The sequence below is a fragment of the Gymnodinialimonas ceratoperidinii genome (genome assembly GCF_019297855.1).
GTDB classification, from domain to species: domain Bacteria; phylum Pseudomonadota; class Alphaproteobacteria; order Rhodobacterales; family Rhodobacteraceae; genus Gymnodinialimonas; species Gymnodinialimonas ceratoperidinii.
Genome location: NZ_CP079194.1, coordinates 1,117,989 through 1,139,199, shown reverse-complemented (window position 1 = coordinate 1,139,199; position 21,211 = coordinate 1,117,989). Strand labels below are relative to the sequence as shown.

Sequence of the window (21,211 nt, the reverse complement as noted above, 5' to 3'; positions counted from 1 at the left end):
TCAATGCGCCGGCTTGATGAACGTCCCGTTCTGCAAATCCCGCATCGCCTGCTGCAACTCCGCCTGCGTGTTCATTACGATCGGCCCGTGCCAGGCGACAGGTTCCTCGATCGGCGCGCCCGAGATCAGGAGGAAGCGCACCCCTTCCGCGCCCGCCTGCACCGTCACCTCGTCCCCGGTACCAAAACGGATCAGCGTGCGGTCGCCAGAGAGGTCGCGGATGTTGACCTCCGCCCCCATCACTTCCTTCTCCAGCAAGATACCTTCGGGCCCTGACGCGTCGACAAAGGCGCCTGCCCCCTCGAACACATAGGCGAAGGCGCGGCGGTAGGTGTCGATCCGGAAAGTCTTCTTCACCCCCGCCGGCACGGCAATATCGAGGTACTGCGGATCCGCCGCGACCCCGTCGACCGGGCCACGTTTGCCCCAGAATTCACCGGTGATGACACGCACACGCACGCCGTCGTCGTCGATCACCTCGGGGATATCGGCACCGGCGATATCCTGGTAGCGCGGTGCCGTCATCTTGTCGGCGGCAGGCAGGTTTCCCCACAGCTGGAACCCATGCATCTGCCCCCGCGCATTCCCCGTGGGCATCTCCTGGTGCAGAATGCCCGAGCCCGCGGTCATCCATTGCACCGAGCCCGCCCCCAGGGTGCCGGAGTTGCCCAGACTGTCGGAATGCGCCACCTCGCCTTCCAGCACATAGGTAATCGTCTCGATCCCGCGGTGCGGATGCCACGGAAACCCCTTGGCGTAGAACGCCGGGTCATCGTTGCGGAAGTCGTCAAACAGCAGGAACGGATCAAGCTCGCTCGGGTCCTGGAACCCGAAGGCGCGATGCAGATGGACGCCCGCCCCCTCCATGGTGGCCTGGGCCGGGCGCGTCTCGATGATCGGACGGATAGACATGAGGAGCCTCCTTGCGGCAATTGTGTCCACTAGGTAGGAGCGGTCATCGCCGCCGTCTATTCTGCACGGCGGCACGAAAGGTGTGCAATGGCGCGGAAATCGAAGACCCCCGACCCCGATGAGGTCCTGGCCAGCATCACCCCGCGCCCCGCACGCCGGGTGGTCGCGGTAGGCTTCATCGTGGCCCTCGGCGTGGTCGTCTGGACTGTCGCCGCCCTGCGCCCGCCCGAACACTTCGGCTACATGCTGTTTCTCACCTTCTTCGGCGCCGGCTGCTTCTGGCTTGGCTACGGGATCTGGCAGGCCTCGGGCCGCGAGATCGAACTCACCCGCTCCGAATTGCGCGAGGTGGGCGGCCGCAGCCTCTGCCGCCTCGACAACGTGGCCCGCGTCGACCGCGGCGCCTTCGCGTTCAAACCCGCCGGCGGTTTCCTCGTCCGCCTGAAACAACCCCAAGGTCCGCGCGTCTTCGCCCCCGGCCTCTGGTGGCGCGCCGGACGGACCCTTGCCATCGGCGGCGTCACCGCGCGGCAGGACGCCAAGAATGTCGCCGACATGATGATCGTCATGCAGGTGGAACGCGGCGAAGACGTCTGAGCCCAGACCCCTAAAACACCCTGCAATCCACACCAAAACTCGCCGCCTCTCCCGCCCGCCTTCATCTTGGCCGATACAACTCCGGGGGGAATGCGGCTCACAGAGACGCAGGGGGGCAGAGCCCCCTCTACAGTTCCCAAACCTGCGACGTCATCGGCGGCTCAGATCCCCTTCGCCTGATAACTCGCCGCGACCCGGTTGATCGACACGAGGAAGCCCGCGGTCCGCAGATCAAGCACGTCATCGCGCTCGTACCAGACCTTGCGCATCGCGGCATAGGCCTCGCGCATGGTGTCGTCGAGCCCTGAGCGGACCAGCTCCAACTCCCCGGCCCCGCGCAGGTACTTCTGCTTGAAGTCCGGCGTCATCGACCATGCGCCGCCAAGGTGCTTGTCCAGCCGCTCCAGCTCATCGACGATCAACTGGTGGCGCGCCTCTTCCTGGCGCCGCTGCATGCGGCCGAAGCGGATATGGCTGAGGTTCTTGACCCATTCGAAATAGGAAACCGTCACACCGCCGGCGTTGGCGTAGAGGTCGGGGATGATGACCGTGCCGCGCTCCATCAGGATGTCGTTGGCCCCCGCCGTAATCGGGCCATTCGCCGCCTCGATGATCAGCGGCGCCTTGATCCGGTCGGCATTGCCGAGGTTGATGACCCCCTCCAGCGCCGCCGGGATCAGGATATCGCACTCCTCTTCCAGCGCGGCGTTGCCGTTCTCGTCGAAATTGCCGTTGGGATATCCCTTCACCCCGCCATGTTCGGCAATCCAGTGGTGCAGATCCTCGATCTTGATGCCGTGGGAATTGTGGATCACCCCGTCCCGCTCGATCACATGAGTGACGATGCAACCGTCCTCCTCGCTGAGGAACTTGGCCGCGTGATAGCCCACGTTGCCCAGGCCCTGAACGATCACGCGCTTGCCGTCGAGCGAGCCGCTCATCCCCGCTTTCGCGATATCCTCGGGGTGGCGGAAGAATTCGCGCAAGGCATATTGCACACCGCGCCCGGTCGCCTCCACCCGGCCTTGGATGCCGCCGGCATGGGGCGGTTTGCCGGTAACACAGGCGCGCGCGTTGATGTCCGTCGTGTTCATCCGCGCATATTGGTCGGCCATGATCGCCATCTCGCGCTCACCGGTGCCCATGTCGGGGGCCGGCACGTTCTGCGCCGGATCGATCAGGTCGCGCTTGATCAGTTCGTAGGCGAAACGGCGGGTGATCTTCTCCAACTCGTCGGCGTCATATTCGCGCGGATCGATGCAGAGCCCGCCCTTGGAGCCGCCGAAGGGCGCCTCCACCAGCGCGCATTTGTAGGTCATCAGCGCGGCCAGGGCCTCCACCTCGTCCTGGTTGACGCCCGTCGAATAACGGATGCCGCCCTTGACCGGCTCGGTATGCTCGGAATGGACGGAGCGGTAGCCCGTGAAGGTGCGCACTTCGCCGCGCAGCTTCACGCCGAACCGCACCGTGTAGGTCGAGTTGCAGACGCGAATTTTCTCTTCCAGTCCCGGCGGCAGCTCCAGCAGCGCGGCCGCGCGATTGAACATCAGATCAACGGATTCTCGGAAACTGGGCTCTGCCCGGTTGGTCGTCATGTCGCGTCTCCCTTCGCGTTCTTCCACGGGCTGACAGCCGGTGGGCCAGGGCCGCGCGGGGACGCGCAGGCCCACGATTCAGAAGGCCATAGCAGGGGGCTAAAGGCAACCGAACGTTGTGTTTATCCGTCACTCCTGTCGTAGAGCAGATTCGTAAACAACCTGTTTCCATCACGCCGTCGCCGCAATTCTGCCTTGCTTTGCTAGGAAAACGACCGCGGTGCCGTGGGTCCGCTCTCTTTGTCCTGTGCAGGTCGCACGGCCGTTTTGGTAATTTCAGGAGAGACGGCATGTTTGGCCTCTTCCACAAGATGCAGAGTTCCGCCGGGGCCATTGCCGCCCGTCTGGCGCCGCGCCGTTTTGCCGAGCGCGAGGATGGGACCGTCACCGCCTTCGCCATCATGATGTTCGTTCTGATGGTCTGCGCCAGCGGCATCGCCATCGACGTGATGCGCTACGAGACCCAGCGCACGCAGCTGCAATATACCCTCGACCGCGCCGTGCTGGCCGCCGCCTCGCTGACCCAGCCCTATGACCCCGAAGGCGTGGTGCGCGACTATTTCTCCATCGCCGGGATCGAAGGCTACCGCCTCGATGTCCGCGTCGACCAAGGGCTGAACTTCCGCCGGGTGCACGCCTATGCAGAGCTCGAGGTCCGCTCGCTCTTCATGCGGATGTTCGGCGTCCGCGTCATGACCTCTCCGGCCTTCGGCGCGGCCGAGGAACGGGTGCGCCGGATCGAGGTCTCGATGGTGCTCGATATCTCGGGTTCCATGGGCGACAACAATCGAATGACGAACATGCGCCCCGCCGCGCGGGAATTCGTGACCGAGGTGCTGAACGCCAACGACAACGTCAATAACGAGCTGCTCGTCTCGGTCTCCATCGTGCCCTACAACGGGCGCGTGAACGGCGGCGACCTGATCGAGAGCGTCTTCGCCTTCGATGACGTCCACACCCAGTCCAACTGCGCCCGCTTTAGCTCTGCCGATTTCGCGACCACGGCGATCGATCCCAGCGTCCCGATCCGCCGCCTGTCGCACTGGGACCGCTACGGCGAAGATTCCGACCGCGCATTCCGCGATCCCCACTGCCAGACCGACGAATACGCCGCGATCCTGCCGTGGGAATACCGTGAGGAGGCGCTGCACGATCACATCAACTCGCTCAATGCCGGGGGCTGGACCGCGATCGACGTCGGCATGAACTGGGCCGTGGGCCTTCTGGACCCCGCCGCCAATCCCGCGTTGAACGGGCTGATCGCCTCGGGCGATGTCCATTCGTACCTGTCCGACCGCCCCGCCCCCTTCCGCGACGGCGACATGAACACGACGCTGGACGACGAGACGATCAAGGTCGTCGTGCTGATGACCGACGGCGCCAACACCAACCAATATGACCTGCGCGATGTCTGGGACGACGAAGGCCGCTACGTCGGCTACCGCGAGGGCTATGCCCCTGTCTTTTACAACGAAGACAACGATCAGTATTCCGTCTGGTGGGAGGCGCAGGGCCAGTTCTGGATCCCGGAGGAGCACCCGCGCACGGCCAGCGGTCGGTGGCGCAGCCAGCCCGATGGTGGCTGGAGCATCTACGGCATGACGGCGGATGAATTCGAAGTCGCCCGCGCCAATGCCTATGACCCCTCCGAGGCGACCGACGGCCGCGTGCTGCTCTGGGCCGACCTCTGGGGCGCCTACACGGCCGAATACATCGCCGAGGAATATTTCGAGGAACCGGCCCGTGCGTCGGGGAACTGGACCTTCCATAACGAGGTCGCCGACAACGCCAGCTACCTCTTTGCTGGCAACACCCAAGCCGACAACAACCTGCGCGCGATCTGTGACGCGGCCAATGCCGCCGGCATCATCGTCTTCTCCATCGGGTTCGAAGCCCCTTCGGGCGGTCAGGAAGTCATGCGTTACTGCGCCTCCTCCGATGCCCATTACTACGACGTCGACGGGATCGAGATCTCGCAGGCCTTCGCGTCGATTGCGCGAACCATCAACCAGTTGAGGCTGATCCAATGATGGAGATGCCGCTGCGCGATCGCCTGCGCGAATTCTGGCGCGACGAGACAGCCACCGCGACGCTGGAACTGGTCATCGTCTTTCCGCTCTTGTTGATCGTCTTCATCGCGTCCTTCGAGACGGCCCTGATCCTGACCCGTCAGGTCTTCTTGGAGCGCACGCTCGACATGTCCGTGCGCGTGCTGCGGCTGGCCCAAGGCGTGGTGACCGATGCCGATACCGTGCGCGACACCATGTGCGCCAACACGCGCATGCTGCCCAATTGCGCGACCCTGCTGACCATCGACCTGCAGGTGATCGACCGCGACTCCTACGACATGCCCTCAAACGACGAGGTCTGCGCCGGACGGGGCAACGATACCGTCATCGCCCCCGACAACGAGTTCCAGGTCGGGGCCGACAACGATTTCCTGCTGATCCGCACCTGCCTGATCGTGGACCGGATCGTGCCATTCTCGGGCTTCGGTCTCAACTTGACCCGCGACGATAGCGGCGGCCTGCACATGATGGCCTCCACGATCTTCGTCAACGAACCGGATTGAGGGGTGCGCACCATGAAACGTCTTCTTCGAAACTTCCTTGTCGACACCAGCGCCGCCACCTCTTTCGAAACGGTGATCATCTTCCCGCTGTTCACCTGGGCGTGGATCGGGACGTTCTCCTTCTTCGACGCCTACCGGGTCTACAACACCTCGATCAAATCGACCTACGCGATCGCGGACCTGATCTCGCGCCAGACCTCGACCGTCTATGGCTACGATGTCGAAGGCATGGCCGAGATGCTCGAAATGATGATCCGCGACACCACCGGCGTCGAGATGCGCGTGACGCAGATCCTGCGTGACACCGAGGGCGACTACCGCGTCGACTGGAGCCACGGCACCGGCTCCCAGGCGCAGCTCTACACCTCGAACCTCTCGGAATTCGAAGATCGCCTGCCGGACATGGCCAACGGAGAGCGCGTGGTGCTGGTCGAATCCTTCGTCGTCTACGAGCCGGCCTTCAGCTACGGGATCACCGATCTGGAGTTCGAGAACTTCACCGTGACGCGCCCGCGCTACGCCGGTCAGGTGCCCTACGACGACGACATGACCCCGCCGACAAGCTGACACGTCAGCCCGCGTCGCGTCATGGCACGTCCATGTCGCGGTCGGGGCTTTTCCTTTCCCGCATCCTGCCGTTAAGGTCGCCCCCGTGGCCTGCTTCGAGGTCGCTCTGACCGACGGGGTAGCGATGCAATATTCTGGGCTCCAGGTGCTCTGGCAGGGCCTGACGGGCAACAAGGGCTGGACACCCGCCTGGCGCGATCCCGACCCCAAGCCCGAGTATGACATCATCATCATCGGCGGCGGCGGCCACGGGCTGGCGACGGCTTATTACCTCGCCAAGGAGCACGGGCTGACCAACATCGCGGTGGTCGAGAAGGGCTACCTCGGCGGCGGCAACGTCGGCCGCAACACCACCATCGTGCGCGCCAACTACATGATGCCCGGCAACTCCGAGTTCTACAGCCATTCCCTGAAACTCTGGGAGGGGCTGGAGCAGGACCTCAACTACAACGTGATGCATTCGCAGCGCGGCATCATCAACCTGTTCCATTCCGACGGCCAGCGCGATGCCTACGCGCGGCGCGGCAACATGATGATCAACCAGGGCGACGACGCGGTGCTGCTCGACCGCGAGGGCGTGCGCCGCATGGTCCCCTACCTGGATTTCGAGCAGACCCGCTTCCCGATCTTCGGCGGCCTCTACCACCCGCGCGGCGGCACCGCCCGCCATGACGCCGTGGCCTGGGGCTATGCGCGGGGCGCCGATCAGCGTGGCGTCGATCTTATACAAAATTGCGAAGTCACCGGCATCGACATCGAGGATGGCGCCGTGCGCGGCATCCAGACGACGCGCGGCGCGATCCGGGCGAAGAAAGTCGGCATGGTCGTGGCCGGGCGCTCCTCGCAGCTGGCCGCCATGGCGGGCATGCGGCTGCCGATCGAAAGCCATGTCCTGCAGGCCTTCGTGACCGAGGGGCTGAAACCCACCATCGACAACGTCATCACCTATGGCATGGGGCACTTCTACATCAGCCAGTCCGACAAGGGCGGGCTGGTCTTCGGCGGCGATCTGGATTTCTACGCCTCCTACGCCGCGCGGGGGAACCTGCCGATGGCCGAACACGTGGTCGAAGCGGGCATGACCCTGATGCCGATGATCGGTAAGGCGAAGATGCTGCGTTCATGGGGCGGGATCATGGACATGAGCGCCGATGGCTCGCCGATCCTCGACAAGACCCATATCGACGGGCTCTACGTCAACGGCGGCTGGTGCTATGGCGGCTTCAAGGCGGTCCCGGCCTCGGGCCATTGCTTCGCGCATCTGATGGCCACCGACCGGCCCCACCCGGCCGCCGCGAAACACCGGCTCGACCGCTTCACCACGGGCCGCGGCCTGATGGACGAAGAGGCGACCGGCAGCCAGCACAACCTGCATTGAGGAGGCTCTGACCATGCACATCCCCTGCCCCCTCTGCGGCGACCGCGACCTGCGCGAGTTCACCATCCGCGGCCATGTAACAGGCGCGTCCCGCCCCGAGGGCGAAACATGGTCGGAGGCCTGGAACGATTTCATCTACGACCGCGAGAACCCCGCCGGGCGCACGCAGGAGCTGTGGTATCACGGCGGCGGCTGCAGTGCTTGGCTCGTGGTCGACCGCGATACCGTGACCCACGAGGTCTACGGCGCGCGGCTCGCCTCGGAGGGCGCGAAATGAGGCTGGAAGACAAGGGCCTGATCGACCGCAGCAGCCGCGTCCGTTTCCACTTCAACGGCACGCCTTACAGCGGCTTCAAGGGCGATACCGTCGCCTCGGCGCTTCTGGCCAACGGCGTGAAGCTGATGGGCCGCTCGTTCAAGTACCACCGCCCGCGGGGCGTGCTGACCGCAGGCTCGGAAGAGCCCAACGCCCTGATCCAGGTGGGGGCGGGCGACGCCATGCTGCCCAACGTCCGCGCCACGGTGCAGGAGGTCTACCCCGGCCTCGAAACCTCGAGCCAGAACCACATGGGGCCGCTGGCCTATGACGCGCTCAGCGTGAACGACCTGTTGCCGAATTTCCTCACGGCGGGCTTCTACTACAAGACCTTCATGTGGCCCCGCGCCTTCTGGGAAAGGGTCTACGAGCCGGTGATCCGCCGCGCCGCGGGCCTCGGTCGCATGACCCGCGCACCCTCCCCGTTTGAGTCCGAGCGCGCCTTCGCCTTCTGCGACCTCCTCGTGATCGGCGGCGGCCCCGCTGGACTGATGGCCGCGCTCACCGCCGCGCGCTCCGGGGCGGACGTGATCTTGCTGGAGGAAAGCGCCGATCTGGGCGGGCGTCTCCTGTCCGACGGCGAAAGCATCGACGGTGTGCCCGCGCCGCTCTGGGTCTCCGAGACGGTGGAGGAGCTGGAGAAGACCGGCCGCGTCCGCATCATGACCCGCACCACCGCCACCGGCGTCTACGACGGGCTGACCTTCGGCGCGGTGGAGCGTGTGGGCAGCCATCGCCCCGCCACAACCGACCTGCCGCAGGAATGCTTCTGGCGTATCCGCGCGGGTCAGGCGGTGCTGGCCGCCGGCGCGCTGGAGCGCCCCATCGCCTTTCCCAACAACGACCGCCCCGGCATCATGATGGCCTCGGCGATCCGCACCTACCTCAACCGCTACGGCGTCACCCCCGGCTCGCGCGTCGCGATCTTTGCCAGCAACGACGACGCCCACAAGACCGCGGTGGAATTGCAGGAGGCGGGGGTGGAGCTCGCCGCCGTCATCGACGCCCGCCCCGACGCGCAGGCGCAAGGCGACTACCGGCTGCTGAGCGGCGCGCAGGTGGTGAACACCCGTGGCCGCAGGGCGCTGAACACGATCAACGTCCGCGCGGACGGCACCGAGACCACGATCGAGACCGATTGCCTCGGCATGTCCGGCGGCTGGAACCCGACGCTGCACCTGACCTGTCACCTCGGCGCGCGGCCCGAGTGGAACCCCGAGATCCACGCCTTCCTCCCCAAGCCCGGCGCCGTGCCCGGCCTGCACCCCGCCGGCGCCTGCAACGGCGCGCTGGACACGCAGGCCTGCCTGCAGGCGGGCATCGACGCGGCCGGCATCGCGCTCAAGGCGCTCGGCAAACGGACCCGCAAGCCCGACCTGCCCCGTGCCGATGACACCCCCGGCACCTCCGCCCCGCTCTGGAGCGTGCCCGGCAAGCCCCGAGCCTGGCTCGATTTCGCCAATGACGTGACCACCAAGGACGTGAAGCAATCCGCCGCTGAGGGCTTCAAATCCGTCGAGCACATGAAGCGCTACACGACGCAAGGCATGGCGCCCGACCAGGGGAAATCCTCCAACATCAACGCGTTGGCGGTGTTGGCCGATGCCACCGGACGCGGCATCCCCGAGACCGGGACCACCACCTACCGCCCGCCCTTCACGCCGGTGGCGCTCTCCACCATGGGGGCCGGTGCACAGGGCCGCGGCTTCGCGCCCGAACGCTTCACCACCTCCGACCGCGCCGCCCGGGCGCGGGGCGCGCCGATGGTCTCCGTCGGCCTCTGGTACCGCGCCTCCTACATGCCGCATCCCGGTGAGACCAACTGGCGCCAATCCTGCGACCGCGAGGTCACGATGGTCCGCAACGCGGTGGGCGTCGTCGATGTCTCCACCCTCGGCAAGATCGAGATCTTCGGCCCCGACGCGGCTGCCTTCCTCGACTTCCTCTACACCAACAACTTCGCCGCCCTGAAACCGGGGCGCGCGCGCTACGGGCTGATGCTGCGCGAGGATGGCCACGTCATGGACGACGGCACCACCGCGTGCCTCGCCGAAAACCACTACGTGATGACCACCACCACCGCCGCGGCGGGGCAGGTCATGGCGCATATGGAATTCGTGGCGCAGGTGCTGCGGCCCGATCTGGACGTGGCCTTCACCTCCGTGACCGAGCAATGGGCGCAGTTCTCCGTCGCCGGCCCCCGCGCGCGGGATCTCCTGAACGGCATCCTCGATCAGCCCATCGACAACGAGAGCTTCCCCTTCATGCAATGCGGCAAGGTCTCGGTCCACGGCCTCGCGGCGCGGCTCTTCCGTATCTCCTTCTCGGGCGAGCACGCCTACGAGATCGCCGTGCCAAGCCACTACGGTGATGCCCTCTACCGGGACCTCGTGGCCCGCGCCGAGACCCTTGGCGGCGGCGCTTACGGGATGGAGGCGCTCAACGTGCTGCGGATCGAGAAGGGCTTCATCACCCATTCCGAGATCGACGGCCGCGTCACCGCCTTCGACATCGGAATGCAGGGGATGCTCTCGAAGAAGAAGGATTTCATCGGCAAGGCCGCCGCGACCCGTCCCGGCCTGCTAGACGAGAACCGCCCCCGCCTCGTCGGGCTGAAACCCGTGGGCGAGGTGAAGGAACTCACCGCCGGGGCGCATCTTTTCAATAGCGATGCCGAAACGGTGCCGGACAACGATCAGGGCTATGTCACCTCGGTCGGCTACTCGCCCACACTTGGTCACTACATTGCCTTGGGTTTCCTGCGAAACGGGCCGGACCGGGTGGGCCATCACATGAAGATGGTCGACCGCTTGCGCGGCATCACCGCCGAGGTCGAGATCTGCGACCCGGTCTTCTTCGACCCGGATGGAGGACGCGCCCGTGGCTGAACTGGTCTCGAAATCCGCCTTCGAAGGGGCGCTGCCGATCACCCACGGCGATGTGACCCTCTCGGAACTGAACCACGACGCGATCACCTGGGTCGCGCCCTTCAAGGGCAAGGAAGCCGAGGTCTCGGACGCGCTCGACAGCCAGATCGGCGCGCCCTTCCCCGAGCCGGGGCGCAGCAGCGGCGCCGTGGTCTGGACCGGCCCGCGTCAGGCGATGGTTCTGGGCGCGACGCTCGACCCGATCCCCGGCGCGGCGCTCTCCGATCAGGGCAGCGCCTGGGCCTGTTGCACGCTGGAAGGTGACGGGGCCGCCGAGGTGCTCGCCCGTCTCGTGCCGATCGACCTGCGTGACGAGGCCTTTGCCGTGGACCATGCCGCGCGCACGCTTCTGGGGCATATGAACTGCATCCTGATCCGCCGCGCGCCGCAGCGCTTCGAGATCATGGTCTTCCGCTCCATGGCCACAAGCTGCGCGCACGAGCTTTCCCGCGCCATGGCCATGGTCGCCGCGCGGCACGCTCTCGCGTGAGGGTCGCCTAGAAACCCCGGTGCGGCTCGAGGCCGCGAAACGCCATCGCGTGCTCCAGAAGCAGCACCATGTCCCGCGCCCGTCCCGGTTGTGAATAGGCCGGGTCCGCCACCCGCCGCGCCCAACGGCGATGGGCGTCGCGCAGCTCGCGGTCGGTGATTTCGTCGGGATTGCTGAAGATTTCATAGCGCCGTCGGATCTCTGCGGCGGAGTAATAGCCGCGCGGGCCTTCCGCCAGCACCGTGGCCCGGTCCCGTCCCCGGTTGGCGGCCCGAAATTCCGCGTCGTCGAAGACCTGCACCACCTCCTCCGGCTCGGCCTCTTCCGGGTCCGAAGTCGCGATCAGCACGATGCTGATTCCGAGGAAGATCACGACGGCCCCGACGAAAACGCCGAAGACCGGGGCCGTGCCATGCTCACGGGTCGCAAAGCGGGTCAGAAACGAGGGGGACGGGTCTCTCATGCCTTTTCTATTGCACAAATTGTAGGCGGCGGAACGGCTCATTTATGGATCAATTGTGAATTTCCGGGCGGTTTGCGCGGCTGACCTCGGGGCTTCGTTAACCACTTGCGCAAATGCACGTCTGGACTTGCCCCGGTGCGGGTCCGATATTGGGGCCATGTCGATGCCCCCCGGATTCCTTGATGAGCTGCGCACCCGCACCTCCATCGCGCAAGTGGTGGGGCGCAAGGTGATGTGGGACAATCGCAAGTCCAATCAGGCCAAGGGCGACATGTGGGCGCCCTGCCCCTTCCACCAGGAAAAAAGCGCTTCTTTTCATGTGGATGACCGCAAGGGCTTCTATTATTGCTTCGGCTGTCAGGCCAAGGGCGACATGTTCAAGTTCGTCCAGGAAACCGAGAACGTGGGCTTCATGGAGGCGGTCCAGATCCTCGCTGCCGAGGCCGGGATGCCGATGCCCGAGCGCGACCCCCGCGCGCAGGAGAAGGCCGACCGCAACGCGCAGCTGGCGAAGGTGACAGAGGCCGCCGTCCAGCATTTCCGCCTGCAACTCAAGACCCAGGCCGCCGCCGAGGCGCGCGCCTACCTCGAGAATCGAGGCATGGACACGGCGACCCTCGACCGATTCGAAATCGGCTTCGCGCCCAACGTCCGGCAAGGCATCCATCAGGCGCTGGTGGGCAAGGGCATGGCCGCCGAGGATGTCACCCTCGCGGGTCTCTCCACCAAGCCTGACGACGGCGGGGCGCCCTATGATGCGTTTCGCGACCGGATCATCTTCCCGATCCGCGACGCGCGCGGGCGCTGCATCGGCTTCGGCGGCCGTGCCATGGCGGCGGATGCGCGTGCCAAGTACCTGAACTCGCGGGAAACACCGCTCTTCGACAAGGGCCGCGCGCTCTACAACCACGGCCCCGCGCGGGAGGCTGCGGGACGCGGTCAGCCCCTGATCGTGGCCGAGGGCTACATGGACGTCATCGCGCTCTGCAAGGCCGGGTTCGAGGCCGCCGTGGCCCCGCTCGGCACCGCGATCACCGAGGACCAGCTGCGCCTGATGTGGCGGATTTCGGACGAGCCGATCGTGGCGCTCGATGGCGACAAGGCGGGCCTGCGCGCCGCCATGCGCCTCGTGGACCTCGCCCTGCCGCTGCTGGAGGGCGGCAAGAGCCTGCGCTTCGTGATCCTCCCCGAGGGCCAGGACCCCGACGACCTGATCCGCGCCGAGGGGGCCGCCGCCATGCAGGCGTTGCTCGACCGGGCGCAGCCGATGGTGACGCTGCTCTGGCAGCGCGAGACCGAGGGACAGGTCTTCGACAGCCCCGAGCGTCGCGCCGCCCTCGACAACCGCCTCCGCGCCGCGCTGCAACGGATCACCGACCCCGGCCTGCGCCGCCACTACGCCGACGCCATCGCCGAATTGCGCCGCGCGCTGTTCCGCCCGCAACAGGGCGCGTGGCAGTCGAACAAGGGCGGCGGTGACTGGAAATCCGGCGGCTGGAAGAAGGGCGGCGGCAAGGGCCGGGGCTTTGCCGAGGCGCAGATGCCACTGGCCGCCACCCGCGCCCGCGTCGGCGCGTTGAGCGGTGAACGCCTGCGCACCGGGCTCATCGTGGCGACCTGCATCCGCTTCCCCGAGTTGATCGATGTCTTCGAGGATAAGCTCGACCGCATGGCCCCCCGCGACCCCGATCACGCCCGCCTCGCCGCCCACCTTCTGCGCACCGGCACCCGCGACGCGGCCGCCCTTCTCGACGAAATAAATGCCTCCCCCCTCGCCCCGGCCCTTGAAAGCCTGCTCGGGCTATCCCATCTCGCGATCACGCCCTTCTTGATCGGTGATGGTGACGCGGTGCGCGCGGAAGAGTGCCTGCACGAGGAATTCGCCAAGCTCTCCGCCAGCCGCGCGATCGAGGATGAAATGTTCGAGGCGAGCCAGGACGTGGCCGCCGTGCCCGACGAAGGAGACCCCGCGCTGGCCTTCCGCATGAAAGAAGCCCTGCTCGGCAAACACGCCGCCCAGAACCCGAAGGGCGAAGATAATGCAGAACAATTCGGCGAGACCTCGGAAGCACGCTCGGCGTTCCACCAGTTGCTCTCGACCGCCGGACAGGGCAAGAAAAAAGGCGTCTAGCCCTACCCGAATCAGTGATTCGCCGTAAGGTACGCAACTAGACGAAGTGATTCGGGCGGCGCCCGGAAAAATCCAAGCCCAAAGGGGTAGACGATAATGGCCAAAGACACCGACGATCGTAAACAAGATGGCGACGAGACCGAAATGGGGCTCGACATGAGCCAGGCCGCCGTCAAGAAGATGATCGCGGAAGCGCGCGTTCGCGGCTACATCACCTACGACCAGCTCAACACCGTCCTGCCGCCCGAGCAGGTCAGCTCCGAGCAGATCGAGGACGTGATGTCGATGCTCTCCGAGATGGGCATCAACATCATCGAGGATGACGAGGCCGAGGAAGGCGACGACAAGCAGGCCGGCGAACTCGTCACCACCGAAGGCTCGCGCGAAGTGGCCGTCGCCGCGACCGAAACCGAGAAGCTCGACCGGACCGACGACCCCGTGCGAATGTACCTGCGCGAGATGGGCTCTGTCGAACTGCTGTCGCGCGAAGGCGAAATCGCCATCGCCAAGCGCATCGAGGCCGGCCGTAACACGATGATCGCGGGCCTTTGCGAAAGCCCGCTGACCTTTCAGGCGATCACCATCTGGCGCGACGAACTTCTGGAAGAAGACATCCTTCTGCGCGACGTGATCGACCTCGACACCACCTTCGGCCGCACCATGGGTGACGATGCCGACACGCCCGTCGTGCCCGCCGGTGTCGGCTCCACCACGCCTGCCGCCGCGGCCGCTGCCGCCGCGCCGCAGCCGAAGAAGGAAGAGCCCGCCCAGGAGCTGGACGCCGACGGCAACCCGATTGCCAAGGACGACGACGAGGACGAGGACGAACAGGCCAACATGTCCCTCGCGGCGATGGAGCTGGCGCTCAAGCCGCAGGTTCTCGCCACGCTCGACCGCATCGCCGACGATTACATCAAGCTCTCCGAGATGCAGGACAGCCGGATTTCCGCGACCCTGAACGAGGATGACAGCTTCTCGAAAGCCGAAGAGGCCGAGTATCAGCACCTGCGCTCCGAGATCGTGGAGCTGGTGAACGAGCTGCACCTGCACAACAACCGCATCGAAGCGCTGGTCGATCAGCTCTACGGCATCAACCGCCGGATCATGTCGATCGACTCCAGCATGGTGAAACTGGCCGACCAGGCCCGGATCAACCGCCGCGAATTCATCGAGGAATATCGCGGGCAGGAACTCGACCCCACGTGGATGGACCGCATGTCCGAGAAGTCCGGCCGGGGCTGGCAGGCGCTGCTGGAGCGTTCCTCCGGCAAGATCGAGGAGTTGCGCGGCGACATGGCCCAAGTCGGCCAGTATGTCGGCCTCGACATCCCCGAATTCCGCCGCATCGTGAACCAGGTCCAGAAGGGCGAGAAAGAGGCCCGTCAGGCCAAGAAGGAAATGGTCGAGGCCAACCTGCGCCTCGTGATCTCCATCGCCAAGAAATACACCAACCGCGGGCTGCAATTCCTTGATCTCATTCAGGAAGGCAACATCGGCCTGATGAAGGCCGTCGACAAGTTCGAGTACCGCCGCGGCTACAAGTTCTCCACCTACGCGACGTGGTGGATTCGTCAGGCGATCACCCGCTCCATCGCCGATCAGGCGCGCACGATCCGCATCCCGGTCCACATGATCGAGACGATCAACAAGCTGGTGCGCACCGGCCGCCAGATGCTCCACGAGATCGGCCGCGAGCCGACTCCCGAGGAACTGGCCGAGAAGCTGCAGATGCCGCTGGAGAAGGTCCGCAAGGTGATGAAGATCGCCAAGGAGCCGATCTCTCTCGAGACGCCCATCGGCGACGAGGAGGATTCACAGCTCGGCGATTTCATCGAGGACAAGAACGCCGTCCTGCCGCTCGACTCCGCGATTCAGGAGAACCTGAAAGAGACCACGACCCGCGTCCTGGCCTCGCTCACGCCCCGCGAAGAACGCGTGCTGCGCATGCGCTTCGGCATCGGCATGAACACCGACCACACCCTTGAGGAAGTCGGCCAACAGTTCTCCGTGACCCGCGAACGTATCCGCCAGATCGAGGCGAAAGCCCTGCGGAAGCTAAAGCACCCCTCCCGGAGCCGGAAGCTGCGGAGTTTCCTGGATCAGTGACTATGGAAAGGCGCCCCTCGGGGCGCTTTTTTCTTAAAGGATTGTTCGATGGACCGAGAGAAATAGCACATTCTCCACGGAGGATTCCTTCAGGCTCGGTCTGCAAAGCAAACACGCTTGGCGCTCCCCTGAGATAGCCACTCTAAAGCAGCCATCACTAAATGCCACTGAACTCGCTCCCGGATCGCCGGTGCGAGGCCCGTCGCCACCGGTGCTCTCGGCAATCTAAATGCAGGGATTACAAATAAACTCAATTACCTACCAGCCCCGAGCAACCCCGCACACCCCCGCCCGCTTCCCCTCTCCTGCCGTTTCCGCTAGCCTCAGGCCAACCCCGCGCAAGGAAATCCATCATGTCCCTCTTCTCCTGGCTTTTCGGCAGCAAACCCAAGTCCGATCCCGAGCCGGTCGATCATCACGACTACCGCATCTACGTGGAGCCCCAGTCTGAGCAGGGCGGCTACCGCGTCGCGGCCCGGATCGAGAAGGACATCGGTGGGGTGACCAAGACCCACCAGATGATCCGCGCCGATAAATGTCAGTCGATGGAAGAGGCGGAAGAGACCTCGCTTCTCAAGGCCAAGATGCTGATCGACCAGCAGGGCGAGTCGATCTTCGGCTAGGGCGTCGCCCTGCGCCCGTCAGCGCAGCTTCTCGAGGATCTCGCGAGCCGCAGCGGTGGGGGTCGCCTCTCCCTCCGCGACGGCGCGGGCAAGATCGGCCATCGCGCCCTTCACGGCCTCATCCTCACGCAGCCGCGCCAGAAGCCCTTCGCGGACTTCATGTTCGAACCAATGCGCGGCCTGATCGGCGCGAGCGCGGTCCCAGTGGCCGTTGTCGCGCCGCCAAGCGGCGAGGGATTGCATCTCGGACCAGGCCTGCTCCAACCCGTTGCCCGCCACCGCCGAGACCGCCAGCGCCTTGGGGAAGCCCTTCGGGTCCTGCGGCCGTTTGCGCAGCAGCCGCAGCGCGCCGGAATAATCCGAGACGGTCCGCGTCGCCGTCGCCTTCAGATCGCCGTCCGCCTTGTTGATCAGGATCAGGTCCGCCATCTCCATGATGCCGCGCTTCACCCCCTGCAGCTCGTCCCCACCCGCAGGCGCCAGCAGCAGCACGAAGAGGTCGCACATCTGCGCCACCATGGTCTCCGACTGGCCCACCCCCACGGTCTCGATCAGCACCACGTCGAAATTTGCCGCCTCGCAAAGCGCAATGGCCTCGCGGGTCCGCCGCGCGACGCCGCCGAGGGCCGCGGACGACGGCGTGGGGCGGATGAAGGCGTTGGGCTCGCGGCTGAGCATGTCCATCCGCGTCTTGTCACCGAGGATCGAGCCGCCGGACCGCGCCGAGCTTGGGTCCACCGCCAGCACCGCCACCCGCAGGCCGGTACGCACCAGCGCCATGCCGAAGGACTCGATGAAGGTGGATTTGCCCACGCCGGGCGTGCCCGAGAGGCCGATGCGCAGCGCCTGCCGGTTCAACCCGCGCAGCTTCTCCAGCAATTCCGCCGCCTGCGCCTGATGGTCGGGCCGCGTGCTCTCGACCAGCGTCACCGCCCGTGCAAGGGCGCGGCGTTCGCCGCTTGCTATCCGCTCTGCCAGATCGTCGCTCATGCCCGCTCCTCTCGTTGCCCCCACATGACCCGGCGCGCGGGCCGGTGTCCAGCCGTTGACGCCCGCCGAAACCCCGCCTATCGCCGAGGTCATGAACCTGCCCATCGATAGCATTCTGCCCGATCTGGTGGCCGCCCTGCGCGCCGAGGGGCGGGCCGTGCTGCAAGCCCCGCCCGGGGCAGGCAAGACGACGCGGGTGCCGCTGGCGCTTCTGCCCGAGGTGGAGGGCCGCATCCTGATGCTGGAGCCGCGCCGTCTTGCGGCCCGCGCGGCGGCCGAGCGGATGGCCGAGACCCTCGGAGAGGATGTCGGCGCCACCATCGGCTACCGCGTGCGCGGCGACAGCGCGGTGAGCGCGCAGACGCGGGTGGAGGTCGTGACCGAGGGCATCCTCACGCGCATGTTGCAGGACGACCCGGAACTGCCGGGCGTGGGCGCGGTGATCTTCGACGAATTCCACGAACGCTCCCTCAACGCCGATCTCGGCCTCGCCCTGACGTGGGAGGTGCGCGGCGCCTTGCGCGAGGATCTCTGGCTGATCGTCATGTCCGCCACCCTCGACGCCGCCCCGGTCGCAGCGCTCCTCGAAGAGGCGCCGCTGGTCTCGTCCGAGGGGCGCGCCTTCCCGGTGGAGACACGCTGGCTCGCCAAGCCCCCCGCGCGCGAGGCGCGGTTCGAGACTTCGGTCGCCGATCTGGTGGTGCAGGCGATGGGCGAGGTCGAGGGCGGTTGCCTCGTGTTCCTGCCGGGCGAAGGCGAGATCCGGCGGGTGGAGGCCGCGCTGACCGGGCGCTTGCCCTCGGACGTGGTGATCCGGCCGCTCTACGGCGCGCTCAAGCTGGCCGAGCAACGCGCCGCGATCCGGCCGGAGCCCACGGGCCGCAAGCTGGTGCTCGCCACTTCGATCGCCGAGACCTCGCTGACCATCGAGGACGTGCGGATCGTGGTGGACGCGGGCCGCGCCCGGCGGGCGCGCTTCGATCCCGGCTCGGGCATGGCACGGCTGGTGACGGAGCCGGTGAGCCGTGCCGAGGCCGCGCAGCGCCGGGGCCGCGCCGGCCGCGTGGCCGAGGGCGTCTGCTACCGGATGTGGACGAAGGGCGCCGAGGGGGCCCTGCCCGCCTTCCCGCCCGCCGAGATCGAGGCCGCCGACCTCACCTCGCTGGCGCTGGAACTGGCGCTTTGGGGCAATGCGGAGGGCCTCGCCTTCCTGACCCCGCCGCCCGAAGGCGCGATGGCCGAGGCGCGGGCGCTGCTCCACGATCTGGGCGCGCTCGACGGCGGCACGATCACCGCCCATGGCCGCAAGCTGGCGCGCCTGCCGCTGCACCCACGGCTGGCGCATATGGTGACGCGCGGCGGCACGGGCGCGGCCCGGCTGGCGGCGCTATTGGCAGAGCGCGATCCCCTGCGTGGGCGCGGGGTGGACCTGAAGCTCCGCCTCAAGGCGCTGGAGGCCCCGCGCGAGATGAATGCCAATGCCGGCGTGATCGCGCGGGTGCGGCAGGACGCCAAGCGTCTGAAACGGTTCGAAGACGGCCCCGACCTCAGCCTCGGCGCGCAGGCCGCGCTGGCGTATCCTGACCGCATCGGGTTGCGACGGCCGGGCGACCAGCCGCGCTACGTACTTTCGGGCGGCAAGGGCGCGGTGCTGCCAGATGGCGATGCGCTGAGCGGCGCGCGGTTGATCGTGGCGACGGACCTCGACGGCAACCCGCGAGAGGCGCGGGTGCGGATGGGGGTGGAGGTATCCGAGCGCGACCTGCGCGCGCTCTACGGGGAGCAAATCGGCTGGCAGGAGGTCTGCCACTGGTCGAAGCGCCATCGCCGGGTGGAGGCGCGCAAACAGGAGAGGTTCGGTGCGTTGGTGCTCGATGACCGCCCTTGGCAGAACGCGCCGCCTGACGCGATGGTGGAGGCCGCGATGGAGGGCATCCGCGACCTCGGGCTCGCCGCGCTTGGCTGGAGCAAACGCGCGAAGCTGCTGCGCGCGCGGGTGGCGTTTTCAGGGGTGGCCGACATGTCCGATGCGGCGCTGCTCGACGCGCTGCCGGAGTGGGCCGCACCCTTCCTCGCCGGGGTGCGGACCGCCGAGGACATCGCGCGCTTCGACCCGGCCCCGGCACTGGAAGCGTGGCTCGGATGGGACACGCTGCAAGAGGTCTCGCGCCTCGCGCCCGAGACCTGGACCACGCCGATGAACCGAAAGATCGCCATCGATTACGCCGGCGATGTGCCGGAGGTCTCGCTGCGGCTGCAAGAGGTCTTCGGCACCACCGAGCATCCCCGCGTGGGGCCTGATCGCCTGCCGCTGAAGATCACGCTGCTATCGCCCGCTCAGCGCCCGGTTCAGGTGACGACCGACCTGCCGGGGTTCTGGGACGGCTCTTACGCCGATGTGCGCAAGGAGATGCGCGCGCGCTATCCGCGCCATCCCTGGCCGGAAGATCCGCGCGAGGCGGATCCGACTTTGCGCGTCAAACCGCGCGGTCAGTGAGGTCGGTGTCGGTGCGGTCTGTGTCGGTGCGGTCGCTCACAAGGGTGATTCCGCGTGCCTCGGCCCAAGCCTGCGCGCTTGGGTGAATGGTCTCCGACGGATCGATGCCGATCATCCGCCGCCGCCGTTCCCAGAACAATTTGCCGAAGCCCGAGAACGTCCCGACCGAGGGCGCGTCCACGTCCGTCTCGAAGCGGTCGTGCCAATCGGGCGGCAGAGGCAGGCCCGCGGCCTCGGCCTCTTCCAGCATCCAGGTGAGCGCCACGTTCGAGCGGGGCCGCGCTTCAGTCTTTCCGTTCAGCTGTCCGCCGATATCTCCGTGGGACCCCTTGAACCACACCTGCGCGACATCCTGATCGGGCAGCGCGTGGGTCGTGTTCCAGAGGATCGGGCGATAAGCCACCCGCGTCTCGTCCATCGCGAGCGCCTGGCGCGCGATCTGGATATGAGCGCCGAGCGTATGGGTGTGATAGGGGTGCGGCAACGGCAGGAACCGCCACGCCAGCGGGTAGCGCATGCCAAGGGCGCGCACCGTGTCGTAGACGCCGAGGAACCGGATCGGCACGTCGCTGATGCAGAACTCGGCCCGCATGGCTTGCGCCTCTTCGCCGCCGGGCGCGCTGCGGTAGAGTTCGTAGAGCATCTCGACCCGTTCCTGGGCCAGCGCCTCGCGTTTCATCAGGCCCATCCGGTCGATCAGCCCGCCGAGCGAGCGCACGGCGTAGGCACCGCGTGAATAGCCCAGAAGGAACACGTGGTCGCCCGGTCGATAGGAACTCGCCAGCCAGACATAGGCGCGGCGGATCTGGCGGTTGATGCCGATGCCCGCCATGACCTCATGGGCGCGGCGCAGGCCGCGCCACTGGATGCCCGGCTCGTAGTAGACGCGCAGGCTGCCGTCGCGCGGCAGGTCCATCAGCAGGCGGTAGGTCAGCCCGACGTTCGTCTCCGCGCCGGGTGCGAGCGAGGACATCGTTCCGTCCAGCAACACCACGTGCGTACGCGGCGGCGCCGGGACGTCGGCCACGGGCTCGGGGGCTTGTCGGA

At 66.7% G+C, this 21,211-nt stretch carries 17 protein-coding genes; 12 read left to right on the top strand and 5 right to left on the bottom strand.

The genetic code is table 11. The annotated features are described in order from the left end of the window. Positions 1-912 (bottom strand): pirin family protein, encoded by a 912-nt coding sequence (locus tag KYE46_RS05540; RefSeq protein ID WP_219004041.1) that lies wholly within the window; start codon positions 910-912, stop codon positions 1-3. A gap of 87 nt (positions 913-999) precedes the next feature. Between KYE46_RS05540 and KYE46_RS05535 the strand changes: the two genes are divergently transcribed. Then, a complete protein-coding gene (locus KYE46_RS05535) occupies positions 1,000-1,509 on the top strand; it encodes a hypothetical protein (RefSeq protein ID WP_219004039.1) in 510 nt (169 codons plus the stop codon). Between the two features lie 161 nt (positions 1,510-1,670). On the opposite strand, the gene KYE46_RS05530 is transcribed toward KYE46_RS05535, so the two are convergent. Further along, entirely contained in the window at positions 1,671-3,104 is a 1,434-nt protein-coding gene (locus tag KYE46_RS05530; RefSeq protein ID WP_219004038.1) for a Glu/Leu/Phe/Val family dehydrogenase, read from the bottom strand. A gap of 290 nt (positions 3,105-3,394) precedes the next feature. On the opposite strand from KYE46_RS05530, the gene KYE46_RS05525 reads away from it, so the two are divergent. The 7 genes from KYE46_RS05525 to KYE46_RS05495 all read left to right on the top strand — a co-directional run bounded on the left by KYE46_RS05525 (position 3,395) and on the right by KYE46_RS05495 (position 11,354). After that, a complete protein-coding gene (locus KYE46_RS05525) occupies positions 3,395-5,134 on the top strand; it encodes a TadE/TadG family type IV pilus assembly protein (protein ID WP_219004035.1) in 1,740 nt (579 codons plus the stop codon). Next, positions 5,134-5,676, top strand: a complete 543-nt coding sequence (locus KYE46_RS05520; RefSeq protein ID WP_219004033.1) for a TadE/TadG family type IV pilus assembly protein — start codon at positions 5,134-5,136, stop codon at positions 5,674-5,676. The genes KYE46_RS05525 and KYE46_RS05520 overlap by 1 nt, the downstream gene beginning before the upstream one ends. A 12-nt stretch (positions 5,677-5,688) precedes the next feature. Continuing rightward, a complete protein-coding gene (locus tag KYE46_RS05515) occupies positions 5,689-6,243 on the top strand; it encodes a TadE/TadG family type IV pilus assembly protein (RefSeq protein ID WP_219004032.1) in 555 nt (184 codons plus the stop codon). A gap of 124 nt (positions 6,244-6,367) precedes the next feature. Further along, complete coding sequence (locus KYE46_RS05510) at positions 6,368-7,621, top strand: sarcosine oxidase subunit beta family protein (protein WP_219004031.1); 1,254 nt, start codon at positions 6,368-6,370, stop codon at positions 7,619-7,621. A gap of 13 nt (positions 7,622-7,634) precedes the next feature. Further along, complete coding sequence (locus KYE46_RS05505; protein WP_219004030.1) at positions 7,635-7,898, top strand: sarcosine oxidase subunit delta; 264 nt, start codon at positions 7,635-7,637, stop codon at positions 7,896-7,898. Next, positions 7,895-10,825, top strand: a complete 2,931-nt coding sequence (locus tag KYE46_RS05500) for a sarcosine oxidase subunit alpha family protein (protein ID WP_219004029.1) — start codon at positions 7,895-7,897, stop codon at positions 10,823-10,825. Before KYE46_RS05505 ends, KYE46_RS05500 begins: the two co-directional genes overlap by 4 nt. Further along, positions 10,818-11,354 (top strand): sarcosine oxidase subunit gamma, encoded by a 537-nt coding sequence (locus KYE46_RS05495; RefSeq protein WP_219004028.1) that lies wholly within the window; start codon positions 10,818-10,820, stop codon positions 11,352-11,354. The genes KYE46_RS05500 and KYE46_RS05495 overlap by 8 nt, the downstream gene beginning before the upstream one ends. A 7-nt stretch (positions 11,355-11,361) precedes the next feature. On the opposite strand, the gene KYE46_RS05490 is transcribed toward KYE46_RS05495, so the two are convergent. Beyond that, positions 11,362-11,817 (bottom strand): hypothetical protein, encoded by a 456-nt coding sequence (locus KYE46_RS05490; protein WP_219004027.1) that lies wholly within the window; start codon positions 11,815-11,817, stop codon positions 11,362-11,364. Positions 11,818-11,974: 157 nt separating this feature from the next. On the opposite strand from KYE46_RS05490, the gene dnaG reads away from it, so the two are divergent. From dnaG to KYE46_RS05475, 3 genes are all read left to right on the top strand, one after another. Next, positions 11,975-13,948 carry a DNA primase gene (gene dnaG, locus KYE46_RS05485; protein ID WP_219004026.1) on the top strand — a complete coding sequence of 658 codons (1,974 nt, stop codon included), beginning with the start codon at positions 11,975-11,977 and terminating at the stop codon, positions 13,946-13,948. Between the two features lie 93 nt (positions 13,949-14,041). After that, on the top strand, positions 14,042-16,054 hold the full coding sequence (gene rpoD, locus KYE46_RS05480; protein WP_219005025.1) for an RNA polymerase sigma factor RpoD: 2,013 nt from the start codon (positions 14,042-14,044) through the stop codon (positions 16,052-16,054). 353 nt (positions 16,055-16,407) lie between these two features. Next, complete coding sequence (locus tag KYE46_RS05475; protein WP_219004023.1) at positions 16,408-16,677, top strand: HlyU family transcriptional regulator; 270 nt, start codon at positions 16,408-16,410, stop codon at positions 16,675-16,677. 18 nt (positions 16,678-16,695) lie between these two features. Here KYE46_RS05475 and meaB read toward each other — a convergent pair whose 3' ends face one another. After that, positions 16,696-17,667 (bottom strand): methylmalonyl Co-A mutase-associated GTPase MeaB, encoded by a 972-nt coding sequence (gene meaB / locus KYE46_RS05470; protein ID WP_219004021.1) that lies wholly within the window; start codon positions 17,665-17,667, stop codon positions 16,696-16,698. Positions 17,668-17,758: 91 nt separating this feature from the next. Here meaB and hrpB point away from each other — a divergent pair, with 91 nt between their 5' ends. Continuing rightward, positions 17,759-20,164 carry an ATP-dependent helicase HrpB gene (hrpB, locus tag KYE46_RS05465; RefSeq protein WP_219004020.1) on the top strand — a complete coding sequence of 802 codons (2,406 nt, stop codon included), beginning with the start codon at positions 17,759-17,761 and terminating at the stop codon, positions 20,162-20,164. Here the strand turns inward: hrpB and KYE46_RS05460 are convergent. Next, the gene (locus KYE46_RS05460) at positions 20,145-21,191 is read right to left on the bottom strand and encodes a T6SS phospholipase effector Tle1-like catalytic domain-containing protein (protein ID WP_247716924.1); all 1,047 of its coding nucleotides are present in this window, start codon (positions 21,189-21,191) and stop codon (positions 20,145-20,147) included. The genes hrpB and KYE46_RS05460 overlap by 20 nt on opposite strands. Positions 21,192-21,211: the final 20 nt, after the last annotated feature.